The sequence below is a fragment of the Sphingomonas sp. PvP055 genome, from assembly GCF_040546365.1.
Classification (GTDB): Bacteria; Pseudomonadota; Alphaproteobacteria; order Sphingomonadales; family Sphingomonadaceae; genus Sphingomonas; species Sphingomonas echinoides_A.
On the sequence record NZ_JBEPNS010000001.1, the window covers coordinates 3155767 to 3177989 of the forward strand.

Annotated in this window: 21 protein-coding genes, 1 tRNA gene and 1 pseudogene; 10 read left to right on the forward strand and 13 right to left on the reverse strand. The window is 64.1% G+C overall.

From position 1 onward, the window contains the following. Positions 1-24: 24 nt before the first annotated feature. The 3 genes from ABIC16_RS14910 to folE are packed head-to-tail and all read right to left on the reverse strand — an operon-like array spanning position 25 to position 1768. Positions 25-387 (reverse strand): dihydroneopterin aldolase, encoded by a 363-nt coding sequence (locus ABIC16_RS14910; protein ID WP_354291683.1) that lies wholly within the window; start codon positions 385-387, stop codon positions 25-27. Then, positions 384-1148: an SDR family oxidoreductase gene (locus ABIC16_RS14915; protein ID WP_354291684.1), complete on the reverse strand. Its 765-nt coding sequence runs from the start codon at positions 1146-1148 to the stop codon at positions 384-386. The genes ABIC16_RS14910 and ABIC16_RS14915 overlap by 4 nt, the downstream gene beginning before the upstream one ends. Then, entirely contained in the window at positions 1148-1768 is a 621-nt protein-coding gene (folE, locus tag ABIC16_RS14920; protein ID WP_277971007.1) for a GTP cyclohydrolase I FolE, read from the reverse strand. The genes ABIC16_RS14915 and folE overlap by 1 nt, the downstream gene beginning before the upstream one ends. Before the next feature lie 253 nt (positions 1769-2021). Here folE and ABIC16_RS14925 point away from each other — a divergent pair, with 253 nt between their 5' ends. The 4 genes from ABIC16_RS14925 (at position 2022) to ABIC16_RS14940 (ending at position 6379) form a co-directional block, all read left to right on the forward strand. Beyond that, entirely contained in the window at positions 2022-4604 is a 2583-nt protein-coding gene (locus ABIC16_RS14925; RefSeq protein WP_354291685.1) for a TonB-dependent receptor, read from the forward strand. A gap of 118 nt (positions 4605-4722) precedes the next feature. Further along, complete coding sequence (locus tag ABIC16_RS14930; protein WP_354291686.1) at positions 4723-4926, forward strand: hypervirulence associated TUDOR domain-containing protein; 204 nt, start codon at positions 4723-4725, stop codon at positions 4924-4926. Positions 4927-4969: 43 nt separating this feature from the next. After that, positions 4970-5251, forward strand: a complete 282-nt coding sequence (locus tag ABIC16_RS14935) for an SWIB/MDM2 domain-containing protein (protein ID WP_277971004.1) — start codon at positions 4970-4972, stop codon at positions 5249-5251. 99 nt (positions 5252-5350) lie between these two features. Next, a complete protein-coding gene (locus ABIC16_RS14940; protein WP_354291687.1) occupies positions 5351-6379 on the forward strand; it encodes a potassium channel family protein in 1029 nt (342 codons plus the stop codon). A 2-nt stretch (positions 6380-6381) separates the two neighbouring features. Here the strand turns inward: ABIC16_RS14940 and ABIC16_RS14945 are convergent, their stop codons facing one another. Together ABIC16_RS14945 and ABIC16_RS14950 are read right to left on the reverse strand one after the other, a co-directional pair. Continuing rightward, positions 6382-7194 (reverse strand): cache domain-containing protein, encoded by an 813-nt coding sequence (locus tag ABIC16_RS14945; protein WP_354291688.1) that lies wholly within the window; start codon positions 7192-7194, stop codon positions 6382-6384. Between the two features lie 40 nt (positions 7195-7234). Then, a pseudogene (locus ABIC16_RS14950) lies at positions 7235-7345 on the reverse strand (methyl-accepting chemotaxis protein); the annotation flags it as partial. Positions 7346-7545: 200 nt separating this feature from the next. Between ABIC16_RS14950 and ABIC16_RS14955 the strand changes: the two are divergent. The 5 genes from ABIC16_RS14955 (at position 7546) to ABIC16_RS14975 (ending at position 14031) form a co-directional block, all read left to right on the forward strand. Further along, complete coding sequence (locus ABIC16_RS14955) at positions 7546-8415, forward strand: CE1 family esterase (RefSeq protein WP_354291689.1); 870 nt, start codon at positions 7546-7548, stop codon at positions 8413-8415. Positions 8416-8585: 170 nt separating this feature from the next. Next, entirely contained in the window at positions 8586-11114 is a 2529-nt protein-coding gene (locus tag ABIC16_RS14960) for a TonB-dependent receptor (RefSeq protein WP_354291690.1), read from the forward strand. A 35-nt stretch (positions 11115-11149) separates the two neighbouring features. Then, on the forward strand, positions 11150-12286 hold the full coding sequence (locus ABIC16_RS14965) for a YdcF family protein (RefSeq protein ID WP_354291691.1): 1137 nt from the start codon (positions 11150-11152) through the stop codon (positions 12284-12286). 25 nt (positions 12287-12311) lie between these two features. Beyond that, on the forward strand, positions 12312-13295 hold the full coding sequence (locus ABIC16_RS14970) for a phospholipase C/P1 nuclease family protein (protein WP_354291692.1): 984 nt from the start codon (positions 12312-12314) through the stop codon (positions 13293-13295). 100 nt (positions 13296-13395) lie between these two features. Then, positions 13396-14031 carry an SOS response-associated peptidase family protein gene (locus ABIC16_RS14975; RefSeq protein WP_354291693.1) on the forward strand — a complete coding sequence of 212 codons (636 nt, stop codon included), beginning with the start codon at positions 13396-13398 and terminating at the stop codon, positions 14029-14031. 91 nt (positions 14032-14122) lie between these two features. On the opposite strand, the gene ABIC16_RS14980 is transcribed toward ABIC16_RS14975, so the two are convergent. The 5 genes from ABIC16_RS14980 to ABIC16_RS15000 form a co-directional block, all read right to left on the reverse strand. After that, positions 14123-14199: transfer RNA gene (locus tag ABIC16_RS14980), tRNA-Arg, on the reverse strand. Positions 14200-14267: 68 nt separating this feature from the next. Continuing rightward, complete coding sequence (locus ABIC16_RS14985) at positions 14268-14738, reverse strand: DUF1178 family protein (RefSeq protein ID WP_354291694.1); 471 nt, start codon at positions 14736-14738, stop codon at positions 14268-14270. Then, positions 14735-15568 carry a carbon-nitrogen hydrolase family protein gene (locus tag ABIC16_RS14990; protein ID WP_354291695.1) on the reverse strand — a complete coding sequence of 278 codons (834 nt, stop codon included), beginning with the start codon at positions 15566-15568 and terminating at the stop codon, positions 14735-14737. The genes ABIC16_RS14985 and ABIC16_RS14990 overlap by 4 nt, the downstream gene beginning before the upstream one ends. Then, on the reverse strand, positions 15565-15822 hold the full coding sequence (gene grxC / locus ABIC16_RS14995; RefSeq protein WP_354291696.1) for a glutaredoxin 3: 258 nt from the start codon (positions 15820-15822) through the stop codon (positions 15565-15567). Before grxC ends, ABIC16_RS14990 begins: the two co-directional genes overlap by 4 nt. A 45-nt stretch (positions 15823-15867) precedes the next feature. Beyond that, a complete protein-coding gene (locus ABIC16_RS15000) occupies positions 15868-16593 on the reverse strand; it encodes a ComF family protein (RefSeq protein ID WP_354291697.1) in 726 nt (241 codons plus the stop codon). Here ABIC16_RS15000 and ABIC16_RS15005 point away from each other — a divergent pair. Then, a complete protein-coding gene (locus tag ABIC16_RS15005; RefSeq protein ID WP_354291698.1) occupies positions 16587-17489 on the forward strand; it encodes a methyltransferase domain-containing protein in 903 nt (300 codons plus the stop codon). The genes ABIC16_RS15000 and ABIC16_RS15005 overlap by 7 nt on opposite strands. A 30-nt stretch (positions 17490-17519) precedes the next feature. On the opposite strand, the gene ABIC16_RS15010 is transcribed toward ABIC16_RS15005, so the two are convergent. From ABIC16_RS15010 to ABIC16_RS15020, 3 genes are all read right to left on the reverse strand, one after another. After that, positions 17520-17909 (reverse strand): response regulator, encoded by a 390-nt coding sequence (locus ABIC16_RS15010; RefSeq protein WP_354291699.1) that lies wholly within the window; start codon positions 17907-17909, stop codon positions 17520-17522. A 62-nt stretch (positions 17910-17971) separates the two neighbouring features. Next, positions 17972-20419, reverse strand: coding sequence for an ATP-binding protein (locus ABIC16_RS15015; RefSeq protein WP_354291700.1), 2448 nt, complete (start codon positions 20417-20419; stop codon positions 17972-17974). A 46-nt stretch (positions 20420-20465) separates the two neighbouring features. After that, on the reverse strand, positions 20466-21845 hold the full coding sequence (locus ABIC16_RS15020) for an EAL domain-containing protein (protein WP_354291701.1): 1380 nt from the start codon (positions 21843-21845) through the stop codon (positions 20466-20468). Positions 21846-22223: the final 378 nt, after the last annotated feature.

The following is a 22223-nucleotide window of genomic DNA, read 5'->3' on the forward strand; positions in this document are numbered from 1 at the left end:
CGGCCTGCGCCGGGGTGGGTGGCGCTACCGCACCCGCTCGATCTCACACCCGACCGCGGCGTCCGGATAGACGTCGGGCTTGCTCGTCCGCACCGTCACACGCTCGACGCGCGGGTCGGTGAAGCATAGGGCGGCGATCGCTTCGCACAGCGTTTCCTGCAGGTCGAAGTGACGATCCGCCACCAGCGCGTGAATCCCGCTGCGCACGAAATCATAATCGAGCACCTGATCGATCCGGTCGTCGGCTGGCGTCGCAGGATAGACGACCTCCATCCGCACCGACACGATCACGCGCTGCGGCGCAGCGCGTTCGCCCGGGTGAATTCCCAGCCCCATGACGAGCTCAAGCCCGTCGAGCACGGTGGTGAAGCGGACCGGCCCGGTCATACCCGATTTTCGAACATGACGTCGCGGGGCAACGGCAGGAACCGCTGCCCGCAATCGACGAAAAGATTCTGTCCGGCGATCCCGCGCGCATCGAGCAGGAACGCCACCGCGCGCGCCACGTCCTCTGGATCGACGGGCCGGCGCAGCGTGTTGCGCGATGCCACCGCCCGGAATTCCGCCTCGCTCTGGTCCGCGCTCGGGAGCGTCAACCCGGGCGAAACCGCGTTGACCCGGATCCGCGGGCCGAGCGCCTGCGCGAGCATCGTCGTGGCGCCCTCAAGCGCGATCTTGGCGCAACTATAGGCGAAGAAGTCGGGGTTGAGATTGGCGACCTTCTGGTCGAGCACGTCGACCACCGCACCATCGCGAAGATCTTCCTGCGCGGCCAGCGCGCAGGCAAGCAGGACGGGCGCATCGAGATTGACGCGCGCATGCCGCTCCAGCGACGCGGCGGAAACAGCAGGCGGGGTATCGTAATCGAACAGCGACGCGCTGTTGACGACCGCCATCAGCGGCGCACCGAACCCGCTACGCGCCGCCGCGACCAGCGCGGCGGGGGTCGCTGGGTCCGCCAAGTCTCCGGTCAGCACGATCGATCCGCCGAGCTGCCGCGACAAGGCCTCTGCCTCCTCCGCGGAATTGTGGTGGTGGATCGCGACACGCCACCCTGCCCCCTCGCCCAAATCCGCCAGATGCCGGGCGATCGTCGCGCCCAGGCGCCGGGCGGCGCCGGTGACGAGAACGGTTCGCTCGGCTTGCATCAGCACCCCATCAGCGCGAGGATTTCCTTCCGGCTGCGCTCGTCGTCGCGGAACACGCCCATCATGCGGCTGGTCACCATCGAGACGCCTGGCGTCCGCACGCCGCGCGCGGTCATGCACGCGTGGTTGGCCTCGATCACGACAGCGACACCCAGCGGTTTGAGATTGTCCCAAATGCAATTGGCGACTTCCGCGGTCAGCCGCTCCTGCACCTGCAACCGGCGCGAATAGGCCTGCAGGACCCGCGCCAGCTTCGAAATGCCGACCACCCAGTTCGACGGCAGATACGCGATGTGCGCCTTGCCGATGATCGGCGCCATGTGATGTTCGCAATGCGACTGGAACGGGATGTCCTTAAGGAGGACGATCTCGTCATAGCCGCCCACTTCCTCGAACACGCGCTTCAGATGGACTGCGGGATCATCCTGATATCCACTGCAATATTCCTTCCACGCGCGTGCGACTCGCTGCGGCGTTTCGATCAGCCCTTCGCGTGTCGGATCGTCGCCGGTCCAGCGAATCAGCGTGCGCACGGCCTCGGCGACGTCTTCGGGAACGAAAAGCTTTGCGGGCGCGGCCACCAGATCGCCCTCACTCAACGGGGCTCCATCGTCATCCATCGTCGCTCTTTCGGTTGCCGGAACGGCTTTGACGCTACGGCAATCGTCGCGTCGTGCCTGTTGCTATTCAAGGAGCCGAATTGGTCCTGCTTTGCAACTGTATCCTTTGGGTAACGCTGCCCCATCGCTTCCGTAACTACGTATCATTATGCGATTGACGGCGGATTCAACGACACGCTATTTCACAAACCCTACATTCGAAAATGCAGATCCGGCGGGAAGACCGGCACCTGTGGCAGCGAGAGGATGACAGATGAGGAAGTCGGACCTGCTTGGCGCGTCGGCAATCGCATTGCTGTACGCGGCGCCTGCCTTTGCGCAGGATACGCCCCCCACCACGCAAGCGCAGGGCGCCCCCGCTGCAACTTCCGCCGCGCCGCAGATCGATCGCAGTGCGACCGACACCGACGACATCATCGTGACCGCGACCAAGCGCGAGCAGACGTTGCAGGACGTCCCCGTCTCGGTCGCAGTGACCAGCGACGACACGATCAAGAAAGCCAAGATCCACGACTTGATCGACCTCCAGGCGAGCGTCCCCTCGCTCAAGGTCACGCAGTTTCAAAGCGCAGGCCAGACCAACTTCACGATCCGCGGCTTCGGCAACGGCAACGGCAACATCGGGATCGAAAGCTCGGTCGGCGTTTTCATCGATGGCGTTTACCGGTCGCGTTCCGCCTCGTCGATTTCGGATCTTCCTGAGCTCGAGCGGATCGAAGTGCTGCGCGGACCGCAATCGACGCTGTTCGGCAAAAACGTCGCGGCGGGCGCGATCTCGATCGTGACCAAGCGCCCGCAATTCACCTGGGGCGGCAATGCCGAGGCGACCGTCGGCAATCTGGGCAACATCGAGGCGCGCGCATCGATCACCGGACCGATTACCGACACGGTGGCGTTCCGGGTGTTCGGCAGCGTCAACCAGCGCGAGGGATTCTATACCAACCGTCTCAACGGCGTGAAGGTCAACGGTCGTGATCGGCAGTCGCTCCGCGCAGACCTGTTGTTCGAACCATCGTCCAACTTCTCGGTCCGCATCATCGGCGATCTCAACAACATCAACGAAGTCTGCTGCGGCGCGGTGACGATCACCAACGGCCCGCTGACGCAGTTGATTGGCCTCCCGCGATCGATCGGCGGTGTCGGCGGACTCGTCGGCAATGCCGCCACTCCGTTCAACCGCGAAGTCGTCTATAACACGGCGCCCAACAACCGCTTGAACGGCAAGGGCGTGTCGGGCCAGATCGACTGGAACCTCGGCTTCGCCAAGCTGACCTCGATCACCGCCTATCGTCGCCAGACCAACCGCACCGATCTCGACGTGGATTTCACCGGCGGCGACATCTCCAACCAGACGACCGACGACACGATCAAGACGTTCACACAGGAAATCCGGCTCGCGTCGGATTATGCGGGGCCGTTCAACTGGTTGCTCGGCGGCTTCTACTCGGACGAACGGATCAAGACCGGGCGCAACATTCTGTACGGCGCGGACGGACGGCGCTTCGCCAACGCCGCCGCGCTGGCGGCGACCGGCGGCGCGCTGACGGGCACCTCGCCGATCACCCAGCTCGAGGCGCTGCAACGCGCCGGGGGCAATACCACGGTCATTCCGGGCCAGACCTACTTCGCGCAAGGCACGGGCATTCTCGACAATTACCGCCTCAACGACATTTCCTATTCGATCTTCGGGCAAGCGGATTACAAGCTGTTCGAGCGTCTAACGCTGACCGTGGGTGGTGCCTATCTCAACGATCGTAAATCGGCCTTCTCGAATGTCGTACTGACCGATCGCTTCTCGCAGCTCAACCTGCGCAACGTCCCCGAGCTGGGCTTCCTCCCCTTGCAGATCCTCAACCCGCTTGCCCCCGCCGGGGCGCGGATTCCGACCAACTTGTTCGCGGGGCTCAACGCGCTCCAGTTCTTCTATCCCGACACCGCCAATCACGGTCCGGTCAACTTCCCCAACGCGAGCGAAAGCGGCGTGCTGAAGGGCGACAAATTCACCTATCTGGCGCGCGCCAAGTTCGATTTCACGCGCAACATCAACGTCTACGCGAGCTATTCGACCGGCTGGAAAGCGGGCGCGTACAACCTTTCGTCGGATAGCCGTCCGCCCAACAACGGCGTCGGTCGCACCGCCGCGCCGGAAAACGTCGAGGTCTATGAAATCGGCGCGAAGGCACGGTTCAACGGAGGGTACTTCAACGTCGCCGTGTTCGACGAGAAGATCAAAGGCTTCCAGTCGAACGGCTTCACCGGGACCGGCTTCGCGCTCGTCAACGCGGGCAGCCAGTCGGTCCGCGGGGTCGAAGTCGAGGCCTCGTACAAGCCGTTCCGCGCGCTGCTGCTCAACGCCTCCGGCACGTACCTGGATGCCAAGTACGACAGCTTCACGCGCGCGCCGTGCTTCGCGTTCGATCCCCGCTGCCAGGTGGCCGCAGGGTCGCCCGCCGGTACGCTCGCCCCGCAGTTCCGCGACCTGACCGGCGCACGGCCGGGCGGCGTCCCCGAATTCTCGGGCAACGTCAACGCGACCTATACGCAGCAGATCACCGACCGGATCAGCGGCTTCCTGCGCGGCGAATTCGTCTACACCAGCAAAACCGCGCTGACCGACACCGTCCCCGCCTCGATCGCGAGCAGCGAGGTCAAGACCGTCAATGCCAGCATTGGGCTCGACCTGCCCGACGCGTTCCAGATCCAGGGTTGGGTCCGCAACCTCGGCAACGACAATTACTATCTGTCGGCGTTCAACACGGTGATCCAGTCGGGCAGCTACAGCGCGTACATCAACGAACCGCGCACCTACGGGATCACGCTCCGCAAGGGGTTCTGATCCGGCGCAGACACGATGGACGGCCTGCCGCTCGGGACGAGGGGCAGGCCGTTTGCGTTGGACGGTGCAACGATCCGGCGGTTCGCGCGCTGATGCTCCACGTCAACGGAGACACGCGATGACAGAGCTGAAAAAGGGTGACGCGGTCACTTGGAAATCTCACGGCGGCACCGCGCATGGTGTTGTCGAAAAGAAGCAGACCAGCCCGACCAAGATCAAGGGTCACAAGGTCGCCGCCTCGCCGGAAGAGCCCCAGTTCATCGTAAAGAGTGACAATGGCGGCAAGGCAGCGCACAAGAGCGCAGCGCTCCACAAGGCGTGAAACCGATGTCGGCTGTAACGACACACCAGGAAGGACCAACAAAATGGCCAAGACTCCAACCGCAAAGAGCGACGCCCCCAAGACCGGCGGCATCTTCGCGCCTATCCAGCCATCGCCCGAACTCGGTGCGATCGTCGGCAACGACAAGCTGCCGCGCAGCGAAGTGATCAGCAAGGTCTGGGAATATATCAAGAAGCATGACCTGCAGAACCCCGAGAACAAGCGTGAGATCGTCGCCGACGAAGCGCTGAAGAAGGTGTTCGGCAAGGACCGCGTGACGATGTTCGAAATGAACAAGCATCTCGCGGGCCACATGAAGGCGTAAGACCGCGTTCACCGGTTCCGAAACGGCCGCGACACCCCTGGGTGCCGCGGCCGTTTCCATATGCGTTTGCCTCGACCGCGAAAGACGCTACGAATCCGTATGCGCAGCGACGACGCCGACACGCCGAAATATCGCCTGCGTCGCCAGAGCCGTACGCCGGTATGGCTGTCGCTGTCGTGGCGTGCGTTGCTGGCGCTGGCGTTGCTCGGGGTGGCGCTCGCGGTCCATTGGTTCGACCGCGACGGGCTCCGGCAGAATTCGGGCGAGCCCGTCACCTTTGCGGATATCCTATATTTTACGATGATCACCGTGACGACGGTGGGTTACGGCGATATCGTCCCGGTGACGCAGCAGGCGCGGATGTTCGATACGTTCGTGGTCACGCCGATCCGGCTGTTCGTATGGCTGATCTTCCTGGGGACGGCGTACGATTTCCTGTTGAAACGCGTTTGGGAGAAGTGGCGAATGACGGTGATCCAGCGTCGTCTCACCGATCATGTCATCGTGACCGGCTACGGCACCAGCGGATCCGAGGCGGTGCGCGAGCTCGTCCGGCGCGGTGCCGATCCGCAGACGGTCGTGGTGATCGACGATTCCGCCCGGGCGTTGCAACAGGCGGAGGCTTGCGGCGCGACGGTGATGGAGGGCAACGCCACGCGCAATGCCGCGCTGGAAGCGGCGCGGATCGAAACCGCGCGCGCGGTGATCGTGTCCGCCGGACGCGACGACACCTCGATCCTGATCGTGCTGACCGCGCGGCGGCTGGCGCCCGACGTGCCGATCAGCGTGGTGATCCGGTCGCAGGACAATGAGGCGATCGCGCATCAGGCGGGCGCCAACACCGTGATCAATCCCGCGAGCTTCGCGGGCCTGTTGCTCGCCGGGTCGACGCATGGTGCGCACACCGCGGACTATATGGCGGATCTTGCCGCTGCCGGAGGTCGGGTCGCGTTGCGCGAACGCGCCGTCACTGCGGAGGAAGTGGGCAAGCCTTTGTCCGGCATCACGACCGGCCTCGGCCACCGGATCTATCGCGGGCAACAGGTCTTCGGTTTCTGGGAGCCCGAGGCGGCGCGGCTCGAAGCGGACGACCAGATCGTCGAAGTGGTGCCGCGCGCCGAGGGATAACGCTATCCGCGGTGGCGGAAGACCGCGGCGGCGATGTCCTGCTCGGTCGCGACATGCTCCTCGATGATGCAGCGGAGGTTGAGCCCGCTGATTCCGCGATCCGACACCACGCTCGCCTGCGCGACGTTGAGGCCATCGGTGGAGGCGCGTTGCGCCCCCTCCCCGGCGAGCGCATGCGGATGGCGCACGTGATAGGCGTAGCCGCCGGTCGTCGCGACGACCCGGTTGCGGTCATCGATGATCGAGGCGATCCCGTTCGCAGCGGTCTTGTCGACCACGCGCATGATCGCATCCGCCTGCCCCTCGAAGTCGAACTCGAGGTAGCAGACACCGATCGTGGCGCCTTCGATCCGGACCGGCGCGACATAGACGACCACCTTGCGATCGTCCGACCACGGGTTCTGCCAGACCTCGTCGGTCATCCACCCGACGTCGGGCGCCGCCGCCATCGCGCGCTGGAACTGACCGTATCCCTTGAAATTGACGCCGAGCACCGCTGCATTCTCATGCGCGCACGCGGCAATGTCGCCATCGCCGTTCACGACGAACGCGTTGAGAAAATACGGCGAGCAGCCGAGCAGCGCGCGCAGCCGGTCGACCGCGCGCGCCGCGATCCGCGGCGATGCCTGGTCGACCATCAACGCCTCGACGATCGAATAGTCGGTCGCCAGCATCCGCACGTCGATCGACCGGTCGTACAAGGTCCGGGCCAGCGTATCCGCGATCGACTGCGCGAGATCGGCAAGGCGCCCGCCCTCGATTTCGCGCGCAAGCTCATCCGCAATCGCAGTGCCTTGCTGGAGGTAGCCCAGCACCTCGTCGCGGAAACTGGACGCGGACGTCCCCCGCCATCCCGGCGAGCGTCTTCACTTCCTGCGCCACGACGGTGAAGCCGCGCCCCGCATCCCCGGCACGCGCCGCTTCGATCGTGGCGTTCAGCGCGAGCAGATTGGTGTGTCCGGCGATCACCTCGGCCTGACGGACGTGCGCGGTAACCTGGTCGCTCAACGTGGTCAGCAGGGAGCGTATGCGTCGGGGCATCGGGATCTTTCTTCAACAATTCGATGATTTTATCGCGGCATCGTTAAAATGGAATTGCGCCAGTGCGGCGTTCGGCGATCGAAGCGGTGCTAGGCAACGCCGCAGTGCGGGTATAGATCTGAGCGATGCGCACGCTTGGCTTTCCCGCTTTCCTCATCCCGTTCCTGGTCGCGGGTGTCGCCCACGCCGACTGTCGCGTCAGCGCGATCGACGCCGTCCCCGAACGCGCCCAGCTCCACCTTCCCGTCCCGGCCCCTGCCGCGGCGGTGCCGCTCGTCCTCCTGTTCCACGGGAGCACGGGGACCGGGACCGAGATGTTGCAGCAGAGCCGTCTCGCCGAGACGGCGGACCGGCACGGTTTCATCGTCGTCGCGCCCGACGGCGGGATTCGATCGGGGCGTGGCTATGTGTGGAACATCCCCGGTGTGCCGACCGTGACGGGTGCCTTGCCCACAAAGCGCGACCGCAACGATGTGGCCTATGTTTCGGGCCTGATCGACCGGCTGGTCGCCACAGGCTGCGTCGATCGTCGTCGCGTCTATGCGACCGGATTGTCGGGTGGCGGGCGCATGACGTCGCTGCTCGGTTGCGTCGTGCCCCGGCGCTTCGCCGCGATCGCCCCCGTCGTCGGCTTGCGCGCCGGGCGGCCCCGCAAGTCCGACCCCAAGCAGGCGGACGCCAAGACATGCCGTCCCGACGCACCGCTACCGGTGCTCGCCTTTTCGGGCGATGCCGACACGACCAATCCGATCCAGGGTGGCGGCGCGTCCTATTGGCAATATTCGCAAGCGATCGCGTTGCAACGCTGGGCGGCGCTCAACCATTGCAGCGAACCCTATGCGCGCAACATCAGCGCAACGGTGTACGAACAGGGCTACGCCCGCTGCCCGGGCACCACGAAGACCGCGGTGCGCGTAACCCGCGGCGGCCAGCACAGCTGGTCGGTCGTGGACAATGAAGCGCTGTGGACGTTCCTGGCACAGCACAGCCGCTGACCGGGCCGCCTCCCCGTAGGCTTGCTCCGATGCGCATCGCGACCGGCGCATGCGACGGACAAACCCTATACTTTCGAAAATAATTTTGCTGAAACAATCGCGATTGTCACATTGCGCCACCAAGGGGAGCGACGTCGCCGTTTCGGCGAGATGAATTCCCTGGGGGGCCCATGCTCAAGACTGTTCTCGCCACCGGCACTGCGCTGGTCGCTCTGTGCGCCGCCGGTGCCGCACCCGCGCACGCGCAAACGACCGACACGCCGCCGGCTGCCCCTGCCACCGCCACGCCAGCGCCGACCGACAAGGCTGCGGCCGATGCGGCGGACCAGGTCGGAACCGACATCATCGTCACCGGGTCGACCCGCGCACAACGCCGCTTCGACGTGTCGTACGCGATCAACACGATCTCGCGCGAAGACGTGGAAAAGATTGCGCCCGTCAACTTCGCCGATCTGATCGGCCAGCTGCCCGGCTTCCAGACCGAAATCACCGGCGGCGAAGTGCAGAACATCTACCGCATCCGCGGCTTGCCCAACGATGGCGGCTTCGTGAGTTTCCAGCAGGACGGCCTGCCGCTGTTCCATGAGAATGACGGCGTGTTTTTCCGTGGTGACGCGATCCTGAAGCAGGATTTGATGACCGATCACGTCGAAGTCGTGCGCGGCGGGCCGGCGCCGGTCTATGCCAGCTATTCGGGCGCGATCGTCAATGCGATCACCGTGACCGGCCGGGACACCACCCGCGGACGGGCGCAGGTGACGCTCGGCGACACCGGGCTATACCGGCTCGATGCGTATCAGGCCGGCGCGATTTCCAGCGACACCCATTATGCGGTCGGCGGCTTCCTGCGCTATCATGACGGCTATCGCGACAATGGTTTCCCCAACGACAAGGGGGGCCAGATCCGCGCCAACCTCACGCATGATCTCGACAATGGGACGATCAAGCTGAACGTCAATTATGTCAACGATCACAACGTCTTCTATCTTCCGATCCCGACCGCGGACCCGCGCAACCCAAATGTTAGCCTGAATCCGTACATCGATTATTTCAGTGGCACGATGAACTCGCCCGCACTGCGCAACGTCAACCTGAAGAACCGGGACGGCGCTGGCGTCCTGCAGAACCGGACGAGCGACCTGTCGGACGGGCGTCATATGCAGATGATCAACTTCGGCGCGCAGTATGATGCCGATTTCGATGGCTGGCTGGTTTCAGCGAAGGGCGGCTTTACCAAGGGCAAGCTCGATTTCACCGCCTTCTATTCCACCACCAACCCGGTGGACGGAACGGCCTTCGCCAACAGCTATCTCGCACGGACGACCGCGGCGTTCGGTGCCGTCTCGCGGCTTGGCTATGTACTGGCGGGGACGAACACGGTGTATGACCCGAACAGCGCCTCCGGGCTGGTGATGCAGGGGCAGTATCGCGACATCCATTCGAGCTTCTATTCGGCGCAGACCAACCTGTCGGTCGCCAAGCGGTTCGAAACCGGCATCGGCAGCCATGACCTGAAACTCGGCTTCTACGGCAGCCTGTACGGGGAGGACAGCCGCACCCAATATCAGAACTATCTGATCGAGGTTGCGGGCAAGCCCCGCACGCTCGACCTCGTCGCCTATTCGGCGGCCGGCACCGCGCTCGGGCGCGTGACCGACAACGGCGTGCTCAACTATTCCGCCACGCTCAGCCAGGGGGATTCGGATGCGAAGATGTTCGCCTTCTACGCCAACGACACGTGGGAGATCGTGCCGGGGCTGCGCATCGACGGCGGGATCCGGCACGAACGCTATAGCTACACAGGCTATGCCGCGCTGACCGCGCAAGCCAATCTCGGCGACGCGACGACGCTGGCCGACGACACGACGCGCGCGTTCACGGGCGCGATCCTCAACCAGAAACTGTCGCCCACCGCGACCAACTGGACGGTCGGCGCCAATTACGACTTCAGCAAACATATCGGCGTGTACGGTCGCGCCTCGCATCTAGAAACGCCGCCCAGCGTCCAGACGGTGATGAGCATCAACCCGACGATCCTGACCACCGTCGCCGACCAGTTCGAGGCGGGCCTGAAACTCGCCAAGGGCCGTTCGTATCTCTACGTGACGGGCTTCTATACGAATTTCGATCCGCTCAACGCCTCGTTCCTCGCGTTCGACCCGACCACGGGGCGCAATGACGTCAACGTGCCGTTCATCGGCCAGGCGAAGGTGAAGGGCGTCGAGTTCGACGGTGCGTGGCAAGTGATGCCGTGGTTCTCGCTCAACGGTGCGCTGACGATCAGCGATCCGAAGTACAAGAACTTCAAGAGTTCGAGCGGTGCCGATCCGGCAAAGGCGGAGGGCAACCAGATCGTCCGCCAGCCCAAGGTCTATGGCAACATCCGCCCGAGCTTCGATTTCGAGACCCACAACACCCACGTCTCGGTTTATGGGCGCTACACCTACATGGGGAAGCGGTTCGTCGATCTGTACAACAACACCGCGCTACCGGCCTATGGCACGGTCGGTTCGGGCGTGACGCTGCGCAACGGGGCGTGGCAGGTCCAGGTGGTCGGCGACAATCTGTTCAACGCGCACGGCCTGACCGAAGGCAATACGCGCACCGATTCGCTGAGCGGCCAGGGGAATGCGGAGGCGATCTACGGGCGACCGATCTTCGGTCGCAACTTCCGCCTCGTCGTCAGCAAATCCTGGTGAGCGGCCGCCGGGGCATGCGGGCAAGGACGGCGGCCATGCTGATGGCGACGCTCGCCGTGGCGCCTGCCCCGGTGTTTGCCGGGAGTGCCGGCGACAGCGCGACCGAGGCGTTGTCGCACAGGGTATTCCCGCTGTTCGACGCGATCGGTCACGATGCCCGCGCGCTGGCGGCGCTCACGGCACGGGCGGGCATCCCCGCCGTGCTCGAGGCGCGGCAGACGCGGCGGGAAGCGTGCGACCAGGACCTGCCATGCCGCGCGCGCGCGATGCTCTGGCACGATACCGAAACCGCGGCGGTCTCGGCGGCGATCCCCGCCGACGCATACGCCGCAGACGACGGCGCGGCGGCGCAGGCGCGTCGCGAACTGGTCGGCATCAATACGATCATCCGCACCTACGCGCTGGGCGAGGTGCCCCGCTACCCCGACATCGACGGCCCCGGGACGGTCGATCCACGCGACGCCAAGGCGCGTCTGCAAGCCGCCGTCTGGCTCGCCGCGACCCCGCGCGCGGGATCGGTGCAGACGGTCGATCCGAGCGTGGATTTCGCGCTGGCCTTGCTCGACGTCAACGACCGGGCCGACGCGGCAGGGTTCGAGCCGCTGACCGGCGGGTACAATGCCGCTGCCGTGAAGCGATCGCGCGGCCTTGCCTGGAGTCGCTATCGCTACAGTGCGTTGATCGTCACCGGGGTCGGCCCCGAGACTCCCGAGACGCCGCTCAGCGCGTTCGGCAAATATCATCTGCGCCTCGCCGCCGACCGGTTCGCACAAGGGGATGCCGCGTTCCTCATCGTCAGCGGGGGCCGCGCGCATCCGCGTGCGACGCGCTTCACCGAAGCAGTGGAAATGCGCCGCGCGCTGATCGAGCGCTACGCGATTCCCGCCGACGCGATCCTGATCGAACCCTATGCGCGGCACACCACGACCAACCTGCGGAACGCGACGCGGTTGCTGGCCGCGATCGGCGCGCCGCTTGCGATGGAGACGGTGATCGTCTCCAATCCGGGCCAGAGCGCGACGATCGAAAGCCCCGCCTTCGTCGAACGCAACCGGAGCGAACTCGGCTATCAGCCCGGCACCGTCGGGCCGCGCCTATCGCCGACCGCGCTCGTGTTCCGCCCGGCACCCCAGTCCGCACGGATCGATCCGCGCGATCCGCTCGATCCCTGACCACCGTAGGAAGCAAGAGACCATCATGCGCCACCTTGCCCCGCTTGCCGCGATCGTCCTGCTTGCCGTGCCCGCGAGCGTGCAGGCGTGGGGCGACACCGCGCACAGCGTGATCGACCGGGCCGCGATCGAGGCCATTCCCGCCGACGGTCCGGTGTTCCTGCGCAAATATGAGGAGTACATCGGCCAGTCGGCATCGCTGCCCGACAGCTGGCGCGGCAATGCGGAGAATTTCTCCAAGATCGAGGAAGATCCCAACCACGGCTGGTTCCGCGAACAATTCGCGTTCCTCAAGCCGATCCCGCGGTCGCGCTACGAATTCGTGATTGCGCTGTACAAACACTATGAGACGATCAAGGACAGCGACCCCGCCACCGCGGCACGCACCAACGTGCGCTGGACCGGCACGCTGCCTTACGCCGCGATCGAAGCCTATGACCGGATCGTCGTGTGCATGCGCCAGGTGCGCCTGGCCGAGGCCGCGCACCGCGATGCGGCGGTGCCCGAACAGCATTGCGCGTTCGATGTGATCCGGCTCGGCCACTATATCGGTGATGGCGCGCAACCGCTCCACGATTCGGTCAACAGCGACGGCTGGCGCGGCGCCAACCCGCACGGCTACACCACCGACCGATCGATCCATGGCCGGTTCGAAAGCCGCCTCGTCGACGGCATGAAGCTGACGGTGCAGGACATCGCGCCGCGCATCGGCACCCCCGGCCACCGCAGCGGCGACATGTTCACGGGCGTCCTCGCGTTCCTCGACACGACCGGGGACAAGATGGAAACCGTCTACAAACTCGAGCAGCGCGCAGGCTTCGCCGACTACGCGGACAAGGACGTGCGCGAACTGGTCTATGCGCAGACCGCCGCCGGGGCCGTGATGCTGCGCGACATGCTCTGCCGCGCCTGGGCGGAAAGCGCGGCGCCTTCCGCCAAGGTCGAGCCCTCCCCGATCGATTTCGCCAACCCCCGGTTCAACCCCGAAACCGGATCCGCGCCGGACTGACCGCGGCGTGCCCGCTTGCCGACGGACCGGATCGGAGCGATGGTCGCGGTCGGAAGGCGGTTCGGCAGACGGTGCTGCGCGAACCCCGACGGGGAATGCCATGTGTAACCGTGCCCGCAACAGCTACGATCCCGAGACGCTGCACGGTGTTTTCGGCATCGCCTTCGGGGTGGATCGGCCGATGGACAACCGGTTCAACCCGGTCGAACTGATGCCGCGCGGTCGCGCCTATGTCATCCGCGAGCAGGACGGGCGACGCGCGCTCGACATCATGGCGTGGGACGTGCTCGGCGGTGCCGCCGCCTGGCCGATGACGAACGTCCGCAACCTCGGGCTGCCGCAATGGCGGACGCTGGCGGCCAATCCGGCGAACCGTTGCCTCGTCCCGCTCACCGAATTCTGCGAATGGACACCCGAAGCGCATGATCTCGGCGATGGCAAGAAACCGCTCAAAGGGGAGATGTGGTTTCAGGTCACCGACCAGCCGGTGTTCGCCGTCGCCGGGTTCTGGCAACCGACTGCGAAGGGGAACGGCTTCACCATGGTGACATGCACCCCGAACGCGCTCGTCGCGCCGATTCACCCCAAGGCGATGATCACCATCCTCGCGCCCGAAGATCATGCGCAGTGGCTGCAGGGCAGCTATGACGACGTCGTCGCGTTGCAGCAGCCATATCAGGCCAACCGGATGACGGTGCGTGGCCCCGTGTTTCCCACCCGACGCAGCGAAAAATGAACGGCTGAGGGTACGCTCATCTTGCGTGCCACTGCGACCCCGACCGACCCTGAGCGCCAAGGTTGGCCTTTCCGAAAAACGGCAGAAAAGCTGGTGCCCCCGAGTGGATTCGAACCACCGGCCTGCGGTTTAGGAAACCGTCGCTCTATCCACCTGAGCTACGGGGGCGCGAGGCGGACCGTAATGGGTCGATCGGAACGGGTCAATCGAAGCACCCGCCGCATGCTGCAAGATCGTCAGTTGACCGTTTCCGGGGGAACGAACGGCATCGGCAAGGGCGCGATGGGAATCCCTTCCTCAATCAGCGCCTTGGCTTCGGCAACCGTTGTCTGGCCGTGGATCGGCGCCTGCTCGACGGTGCCATCGTGCATCGCGCGCGCTTCTTCGGCGAAGCCGCGGCCGACCCATTTGGACTGGCTGAGCATCTTGGCCTGCGCCTGCGCGAGCCCTTGCAGCGCGGCCTTCACCGCCGCCGGTGTGGGCATCGACGCGGGCGCGGAAGGGGTGGTTGCGGGGACCGGCGCTTCGCTGGCGCGGTTTCCCTTGGTGCCGATGTTGGGCGCCATCACCGCTTTGCTGATGTCCGTATCCCCGCACAACGGGCAGGACAGCAACCCGCGCTCGCGCTGCTCATCATAAGCTGCGCTCGCCCCGAACCACGCTTCGAACACGTGCGCGGACGAACAGCGCAGGTCGAACACGATCATCGCGCGTCGGCGTCCCGCTGAACGACCGGAATCTCGCGGCGATGCGTCAGCACCGGGATCCGCGCGCGAACATCGGTCACCCGCGCCGGATCGATCTCGGCGAAGCCCACGCTTGCGGCCTCCCCCATGTCGAGCACGATCTCGCCCCACGGATCGACCACCAGCGAGTGGCCATAGGTCGCGCGGCCATCCTCATGCTCGCCGGTCTGTGCCGCCGCTACGACATAGGCCGCCGCCTCGATCGCCCGCGCGCGCAGCAGCACGTGCCAGTGCGCCGCACCGGTCGGCCGCGTGAACGCCGCCGGGACCGCGAGGACGGTCGCCCCCGCATCGCTCAATGCCCGGTACAGGTCGGGAAAGCGCAGATCGTAGCAGATCGACGGTCCGAGCTTCCCGGCCGGCGTATCGACCACGACCGCGCCCTGCCCCGGCGCGTAGGAAGCGGACTCGCGCCAACGCTCGCCGGTCGGCAAGTCCACGTCGAACAGGTGGAGCTTGTCGTACCGCGCGCGGATCGCGCCGGTATCGTCGATCACGAACGCGCGATTGGCGAGGCGCCCGTCTTCGATCCGCACCGCCAACGACCCGAGATGCACCCAGATCCCGTGCCGCTTCGCCGCATCGCGAACCGCGGCAAGCACGACGTCGTCGGCTTCGCTCCGCAACACTGCCGCACTGCGCACGCGATCCTGATCGACCAGCCCCGACATCTCGGGGGTGAACAGCATCGCCGCTCCGCCCCGCGCCGCCTGCTCCACCGCGTCGACCAGCACCGCCGCATTGCGCGCGGGATCGATCCCGCTGGTAAGCTGGGCGAGCGCGATCCTCACAGACCGAGCAGCGCGTCCAGCTTGCCGCCTTGCTCGAGCGCGGCGAGATCGTCCGACCCGCCGACATGCTGCCCGTCGATGAACACCTGCGGCACCGTGGTGCGCCCGTTCGACCGCTCGAGCATCTCTGCGCGCTTCGGACCGCCCATCGTGATGTCATATTCCTCAGGCGTAACGCCCTTCGACGCGAGCAATTTCATCGCGCGCGCGCAATAGGGACAGAACGCTTTGGTGTAGATTTCAACTTTTGCCATGATGCAGAAATGTGGGGTGACCCGCCGAATGTCAATCTTCCGGGCTCATTCGGTTGGCGCGAGCACGCGCGCCCAGCACAGGATCGTCACGCTCCGTGCCCCCGCGTCGAGCAGGACGCGCGTGCAGCCGTCGGTCGTCGCGCCGCTGGTATGGATGTCGTCGATCAGCACCACCCGCTTGCCGCAGACCGAACCGGCGGGGTCGGTCACGCGGAACACCCCCGCCACCGTCCGCGCGCGTGCTTTCGCGCCCATGCCGCGCAACGGCGCCGTCGCCCGCGTCCGCCGCAACAGCAGCGGATCGCTCGGCACCCCGCTCGACCGCGACACCGCCGCCGCGATCAGCGCCGCCTGGTTGAAACCGCGCGACCACAAGCGCCAGCGGTGCAACGGCACGGGGACGATCACCTCCGCCTCGGTCGGCATCAGCCGGATCAATTGCCGCGCGATCGTCTCCGCAAACGCGATCCGCCCGCCATATTTGAGCCGCAACGCGACCGTCCGCGCGACATCGCCATAAGCGACCGCAGCGCGCACGCCGGCATGCACGGGGGGCTCGGCGCTACAGCGGTCGCACACCGCAGCGATGCCGCGATCGAACACGAACGGCTGATGGCAGGCGGCGCACCATGGTGGTGTGAGGAAACGGAGATCCCTCCAGCACGCCGCGCAGAACTGATGATCCGCGGCCGTCACCGCCCCGCATCCCGGACACCGCGGTGGCAGCGCGAAATCGGCGACGAGGCGCAGCGGGAAAAGCCAGGATGCCACGTCGCCCCTTGTCGCGCGGCCTGCCACGCGGCACAAGCGACGCGGTGAGTGCTCCCGAAATCTTCGACCGCGTCGCGCGACGACTTCACCGCGACCGCGCCGCCCCGGACTATGCCGCGTACGACTTCCTCCGCGCAGTGATGGTCGACGGGCTGGCCGACCGGCTCGACACCGTAAAACGCGACTTTACCGACATGCTCGATCTGGGCTGTTTCGATGCGGCCTTCCCCGCCCCGCCGTGTGTGCAGGTCACGCGCTGCGATGCTGGCGCGACGTTCGCTCAAGCGGCGGGCGGCGTGCAGGCGGACGAGGACAGGCTCCCGTTCGCGTCCGAATCGTTCGATCTGATCGTGTCGGCGGGGGTCCTGGATACGGTCAACGACTTGCCCGGTGCGCTGGCAATGGCGCGGCGCATGTTGCGGCCGGACGGCCTGTTCCTCGCGGCATTCTGCGGCGCCGGGACCCTTTCCACGCTGCGCGCTACGTTGCGCGAGGTCGAGCGGGATCGCCCCGCCGCGCGTATCCATCCGCAAGTAGACGTGCGGTCGGCCGGCGACCTGTTGATGCGCGCGGGGTTCGCCCTGCCGGTCGCCGACGTTGAACCGCTGACGGTGCGCTATTCCGATATCGGCGGGTTGCTGCGCGACCTGCGCGGGATGGCGGCGACCAACATCCTGCGCGATCGGGTTCCGTTGCGGCGCGATACGCTGGCGCACGCCGCCGAGGCATTTGCCGCGCGTGCCGATCCGGACGGCAAGACCGCCGAGCAGTTCGACATCATCTACCTGACCGGCTGGGCCCCCGCGCCGAGCCAGCCACAACCCGCGCGGCGTGGCAGCGGCACGCAATCGCTCAAGACCGCGCTCGCCCGCTTCCCGGCGCCGAAGACCGAGTAGCGCCGCGCCGGTTTCACGATCCGATAGGGATCAGACGATCATGCCGTCGCCGGCATTCTTGGCCAGCGTCCGCCCGATCGCGTCGAACAGCGACTCCATCGCCACTGGTTTGAACAGGATGTCGTCCGCACCGCTTTCGATACAGCGGTCGCGCAAGTCGACCGCAGTGTCCGCGGTGAGAATGATGACGGGCAGCTTCGCCTTGGCATCGCCGCGTGCGCGAATTCGCCGAAGCGCCTCGAACCCATCCATTCCGGGCATGCGCAAATCGAGCAGAATCATCGCATAATCGTTGGATTCGATCAGGTCGAGACCGATCTCCGCACTCTCGGCGCCGGTCATGACAGCACCGGCAACGTCTAGCATGTCTTTCACGACACGCCGGTTCATCGGATCATCCTCGATGAAGAGAATATTCACCGGCTCACCTCAACATGATACATAAAAGGCGATCCATCCGACTGCATCGCTCCTCTATCGGATCACGCGGCCTTCGAAACAAGTCCGGAAATCGTGGATTTTTGTTCACTGTCGTTGCCAAACAAGCGGTCGGACAGGATATTTCCTGCAATCGGTTTTGCGATGACTTGATCGATGCCTTGCGCCTGAAAAAGAGCAACATCGGCATCCTTCGGGCTCGACCATAACAAGAAGGACGGCACGCCGCTGCTTCCAATCCGGGCCAGCGCGATGTCGAAGTCCGGTTCTGCCCGAATGGTCGCCTCATCGACGAGGATTCGGCTGAAGCCGCCACGTGCCAGCCGCGGCATTGCTTCATCCACCGACGCAGCCACCACCACTGCGCCGGCACGCTTCTCCAGCATAGCCCGCAACATACTGCGCGAAATGGGATTGCGGTCGAGGATCATCAGCGCGTCCACCGGTTGGTCGGCGCGCGCCGCGGCGGAGTCGGGGTTCACCCCCCGCACCAGGGGAAGGCGGACCGTGAAGGTCGATCCCGTTCCCGGGACGCTCGCCACCGAAATTTCCCCGCCCATCGCGCGCGCCAGATTGCGACATATTGCGAGCCCCAGCCCGGTGCCGCCGAATTTGCGCGTCGTCCCGGCATCCGCCTGACGGAAGGATTCGAAGATGAGGTCGATCTTGTCCGCCGGAATGCCGATCCCGCTATCCTCGATCGACAGCGCCATCGTGGTGCCTTCATCGATCGCCCGCAGCGTGATCGTCCCGCGTTCGGTGAACTTGAGGGCGTTCGACAGGAGGTTGAACGCGATCTGCCGGAGCCGTGCCGAATCGCCGACAATGAAATCCGGGCAAGTGTCGAGATCGAGCACGAACGCCACGCCGCGCGCGCGCGATTGATCCTCCCACAGGCGTGAAACGTCGCGCAGGGTCGCACGCAGATCGAACGACACCGCCTCGATCGTCAGATTGCCGGTTTCCATCTTGGCGACATCGAGAATGTCATCGACCAGCGCGCGCATCGTGACGCCGGCGCCGTGCACCACCGTAATCCTGTCGCGCACCGCGGGATCAATCTTCGGATCGGCGAGCATCACTTGAGTCATGCCGAGAATGCCGTTGAGCGGCGTCCGGATCTCGTGGCTCGTCGTCGCGAGAAACTCGGTCTTCGCCGCGAGCGCCTTGCCGAGCGCGGCGTTGGTTTCCGCCAGATCGACGTTGGCGTCGCGCACCTCGTTGCGGCTGCGGCGGATCGTGATCAAGCCGAAGACGAGCATTCCCACGATGATCCCGCCCGCAATGGAGAGCCCACCGAAGATCGTGCGCTGCGTGCGGGCGCGAAGGGCTGCGTCATCGATGTCGCGCTGCAGCTGGGCGCGGCGCAGCTTCTCGATCTTGAGTTCCTGATTGGCGAAATCGAACCGCGCGGCCGCCAGCGCGGTATTCGCGGATGCCGCCAGCGTCGATGTCTTGTCGTCGAGCTCCTTGAGGGCTTCCAGATGCTGTAGCGCCAGCGCGTCTTCGCCCGCAGCCTTGTAAATATCGTAAGCGACTTGATGGCCCTCGCGCAGGTCCATCGACGACGCGTGCGGATCGACTGTGTCGAAAAAGCGTCTGATCAGCTTTTCTGCGCGATCGTCATGCTTCGCGATATGCGCTGACCACGCCATCAAGGGCAACAATCGGCTGATTTCGCCGTCTTCACCGCGCGCCGAAACCATACCGTCCGCGATCGCTTTATTCGCCAAATCCACACGGTGCGAAAGGAGATAACCACGCGCAATGTTACGATATGTCCGTGCCACCAAACCCGGACTTCCGAGGCTTTTGGCAATCGCTAGAGCCTTCCTGAACTCCGCTTGGGCTTCCGGAAGTCGGTTCAGTTCCTGGAGCGAAACCGCACTGTTGCTATGAACGGAAAGAAGAAGTTGCGGATCACCTGAATATATCTCACGAGACTGCATGAAGTATCGCAATGCAGACCGATAGTCTGCCGCCTCTGTGTAGAGAACGCCAATACTTATTATCGCGATTGCTTCGCTTCGAATTTCCCCTATTTCGCGGAATACTTTAAACGCTTTTTGGTACGATTGAAGCGCGCCGGAAACGTCTGCAACTTGGGTTCGCAGCCCGCCTTGTGACAGGAGAAGGTCTGCAGCCAATTTGCTCGTATGTCGATCAGGATTAATCGTTGCCAACGCGTGATCGATCAAGGGCCTCGCGCTCTGAACGTCGTTCATCCGGAGATACGCTTCTCCTTGAAGCCATTCTGCCGTTGCAATGGCGGCCGGCTTTCGATCAGGCGAGAAGGATTTTGCAATCCGAGCCGCGTACTCGGCTTCTTTTTGTGCCTGCATCGGGCTTCCGAGCATGGCAGCCTTGGCGGCGGCAACATGAGCATCGAAGGTTCCCCCGCCCGTTTGCTGCGGTGCCGCTACTGCCCCGGATCCACTCAGGACCAAGACGATCGCCAAACGCAACGTCAGGCCCAAAGCACTCACATTCATCGAGCCGTCCTACGTCGTTTGCATCACTACGAACTATCTTTGGCGTTTACGCGCTTTTCCAGAACGACGCGGCACGGGTAAACGTCGGTTGACTTGTCACAGCCAAGGATAGTTTGCGGTCCGCTGACATAAACTCGCGAAAGTCTGAGATTGAAAGCGGACGGCTGATCAAATATCCCTGTACGATATCACACCCCATCACAGAGAGAAGAGCCAGTGCAGCGGGTGTTTCTACGCCTTCCGCTGTGACTTCCATATCAAGCGCATGCGCGAGATCTATGGTAGAACGAACAATCAATGGATCCCTACTATTGCTTGTCAGCTGAAGAACAAACATTTTATCGATTTTCAGTTCTTTTGCCGGAAGCTGCTTTAGGTAGGCAAGCGACGACAATCCAGCACCGTAATCGTCGATCGCGATCGAAATTCCGACGTCCGCCAATCTCATCAGGTTTTTTATCGCAATCTCCGGATACCGAATAACGGCAGTTTCCGTGATTTCGAAGCCAATCATGACCTTTGTTTCGGCCACTCGCTTGCACGCCTGCTCGATGAAAGCGTCGTTGCCTAACAATTGCCCAGATATATTAATGAAAATTGTGATCGCGTTTCCGTCTTCGGCGATCAGCCGCTGATCAACAATGACTTGCTCCAACGTCCAGAGCGTCAACGGCATTATATAGCCGGCTTCTTCGGCGATCGTAATGAAATCATTTGGCGGGATGAGCGCACGGGATGGGTGCTGCCACCGAATGAGCGCTTCCGCACTGTTGATTTCCTGGCGGCGGACGTGGACCTTGGGTTGATACTGCAGGAACATCTGCCCCTGCTCGATGCCTGCAGGCAGATCGCGAATGAGCGCTAATCGATCCAGCGTCGGAGCACCCGACGAGATGTCACGGAACACCGGTCCTGAACTGAGCCGTGCTTCATCCAGCGCGCCTTCGGCTTCTTCGATCAATCGTACATCGTCAACCTGCGTCACAGGACATGCCGCCGCACCCACTACTACAGTCAGCGTATGTTCGACGCCGTCAATCGAGAACGTCGCGGCGCACGCGTCGGCGATCCTTCGAACCACCGGTTCGAGACCACATCGTGACGCGCTAACTAGATCGAACTGAACGGTTGCGCGACCAACATGGGAAGTCACGACCGTTGGTATGGACTGCGCAACCCGGGCCGTCAGCTCGGCGACAAGATGTTCCGCTTCGACACTGCCAAGATGGCGACGAATATGGGAAAAGTTAGCGACTTCGACGAGACAGCTCATCCTCCAATCCCCCGGTATCACACCCTCGGCGGGATCAGGGATTGCATGCTCGGTCGCTGAGTCGCGAGCTTGTTCAGCGGGTAGCGCGTCAGGCACCCGAACCACCTCGAACGAACCGACGACCGGCAATGATAATTTCTGAGCGCGCGCCATTTTCCAATCTGTAGGAGCCCAATCTCAAGGAACGGTTAAACTGGCCCGAAAGCGGACACCGGAGACACCATTGCGTTTGCGTTGTCCTTAATAAGTCATTAATTCTCCCTCGTGCTCGCCTGAGCACACAATGGAGAAAAGTCATGATCAAGTTCATCATTGGTCTGGTTTGGGGCGAAACCATCCGCCCCTGGTAAGACCACCTGTTACGGCTCGGCCAACAATGGATTGCGCAGGCGACACCGCCGCAACGTCCCGGCCGAGCCGAATACCTGCAAGACTTTGCCTCGTCCAAGCCCTGCACGTCATAGTCTGACCGCTAAATAGACCGACTTGTTGTTTCTCGGACAGAAAAAATACGTAAGACCTTACGACAGT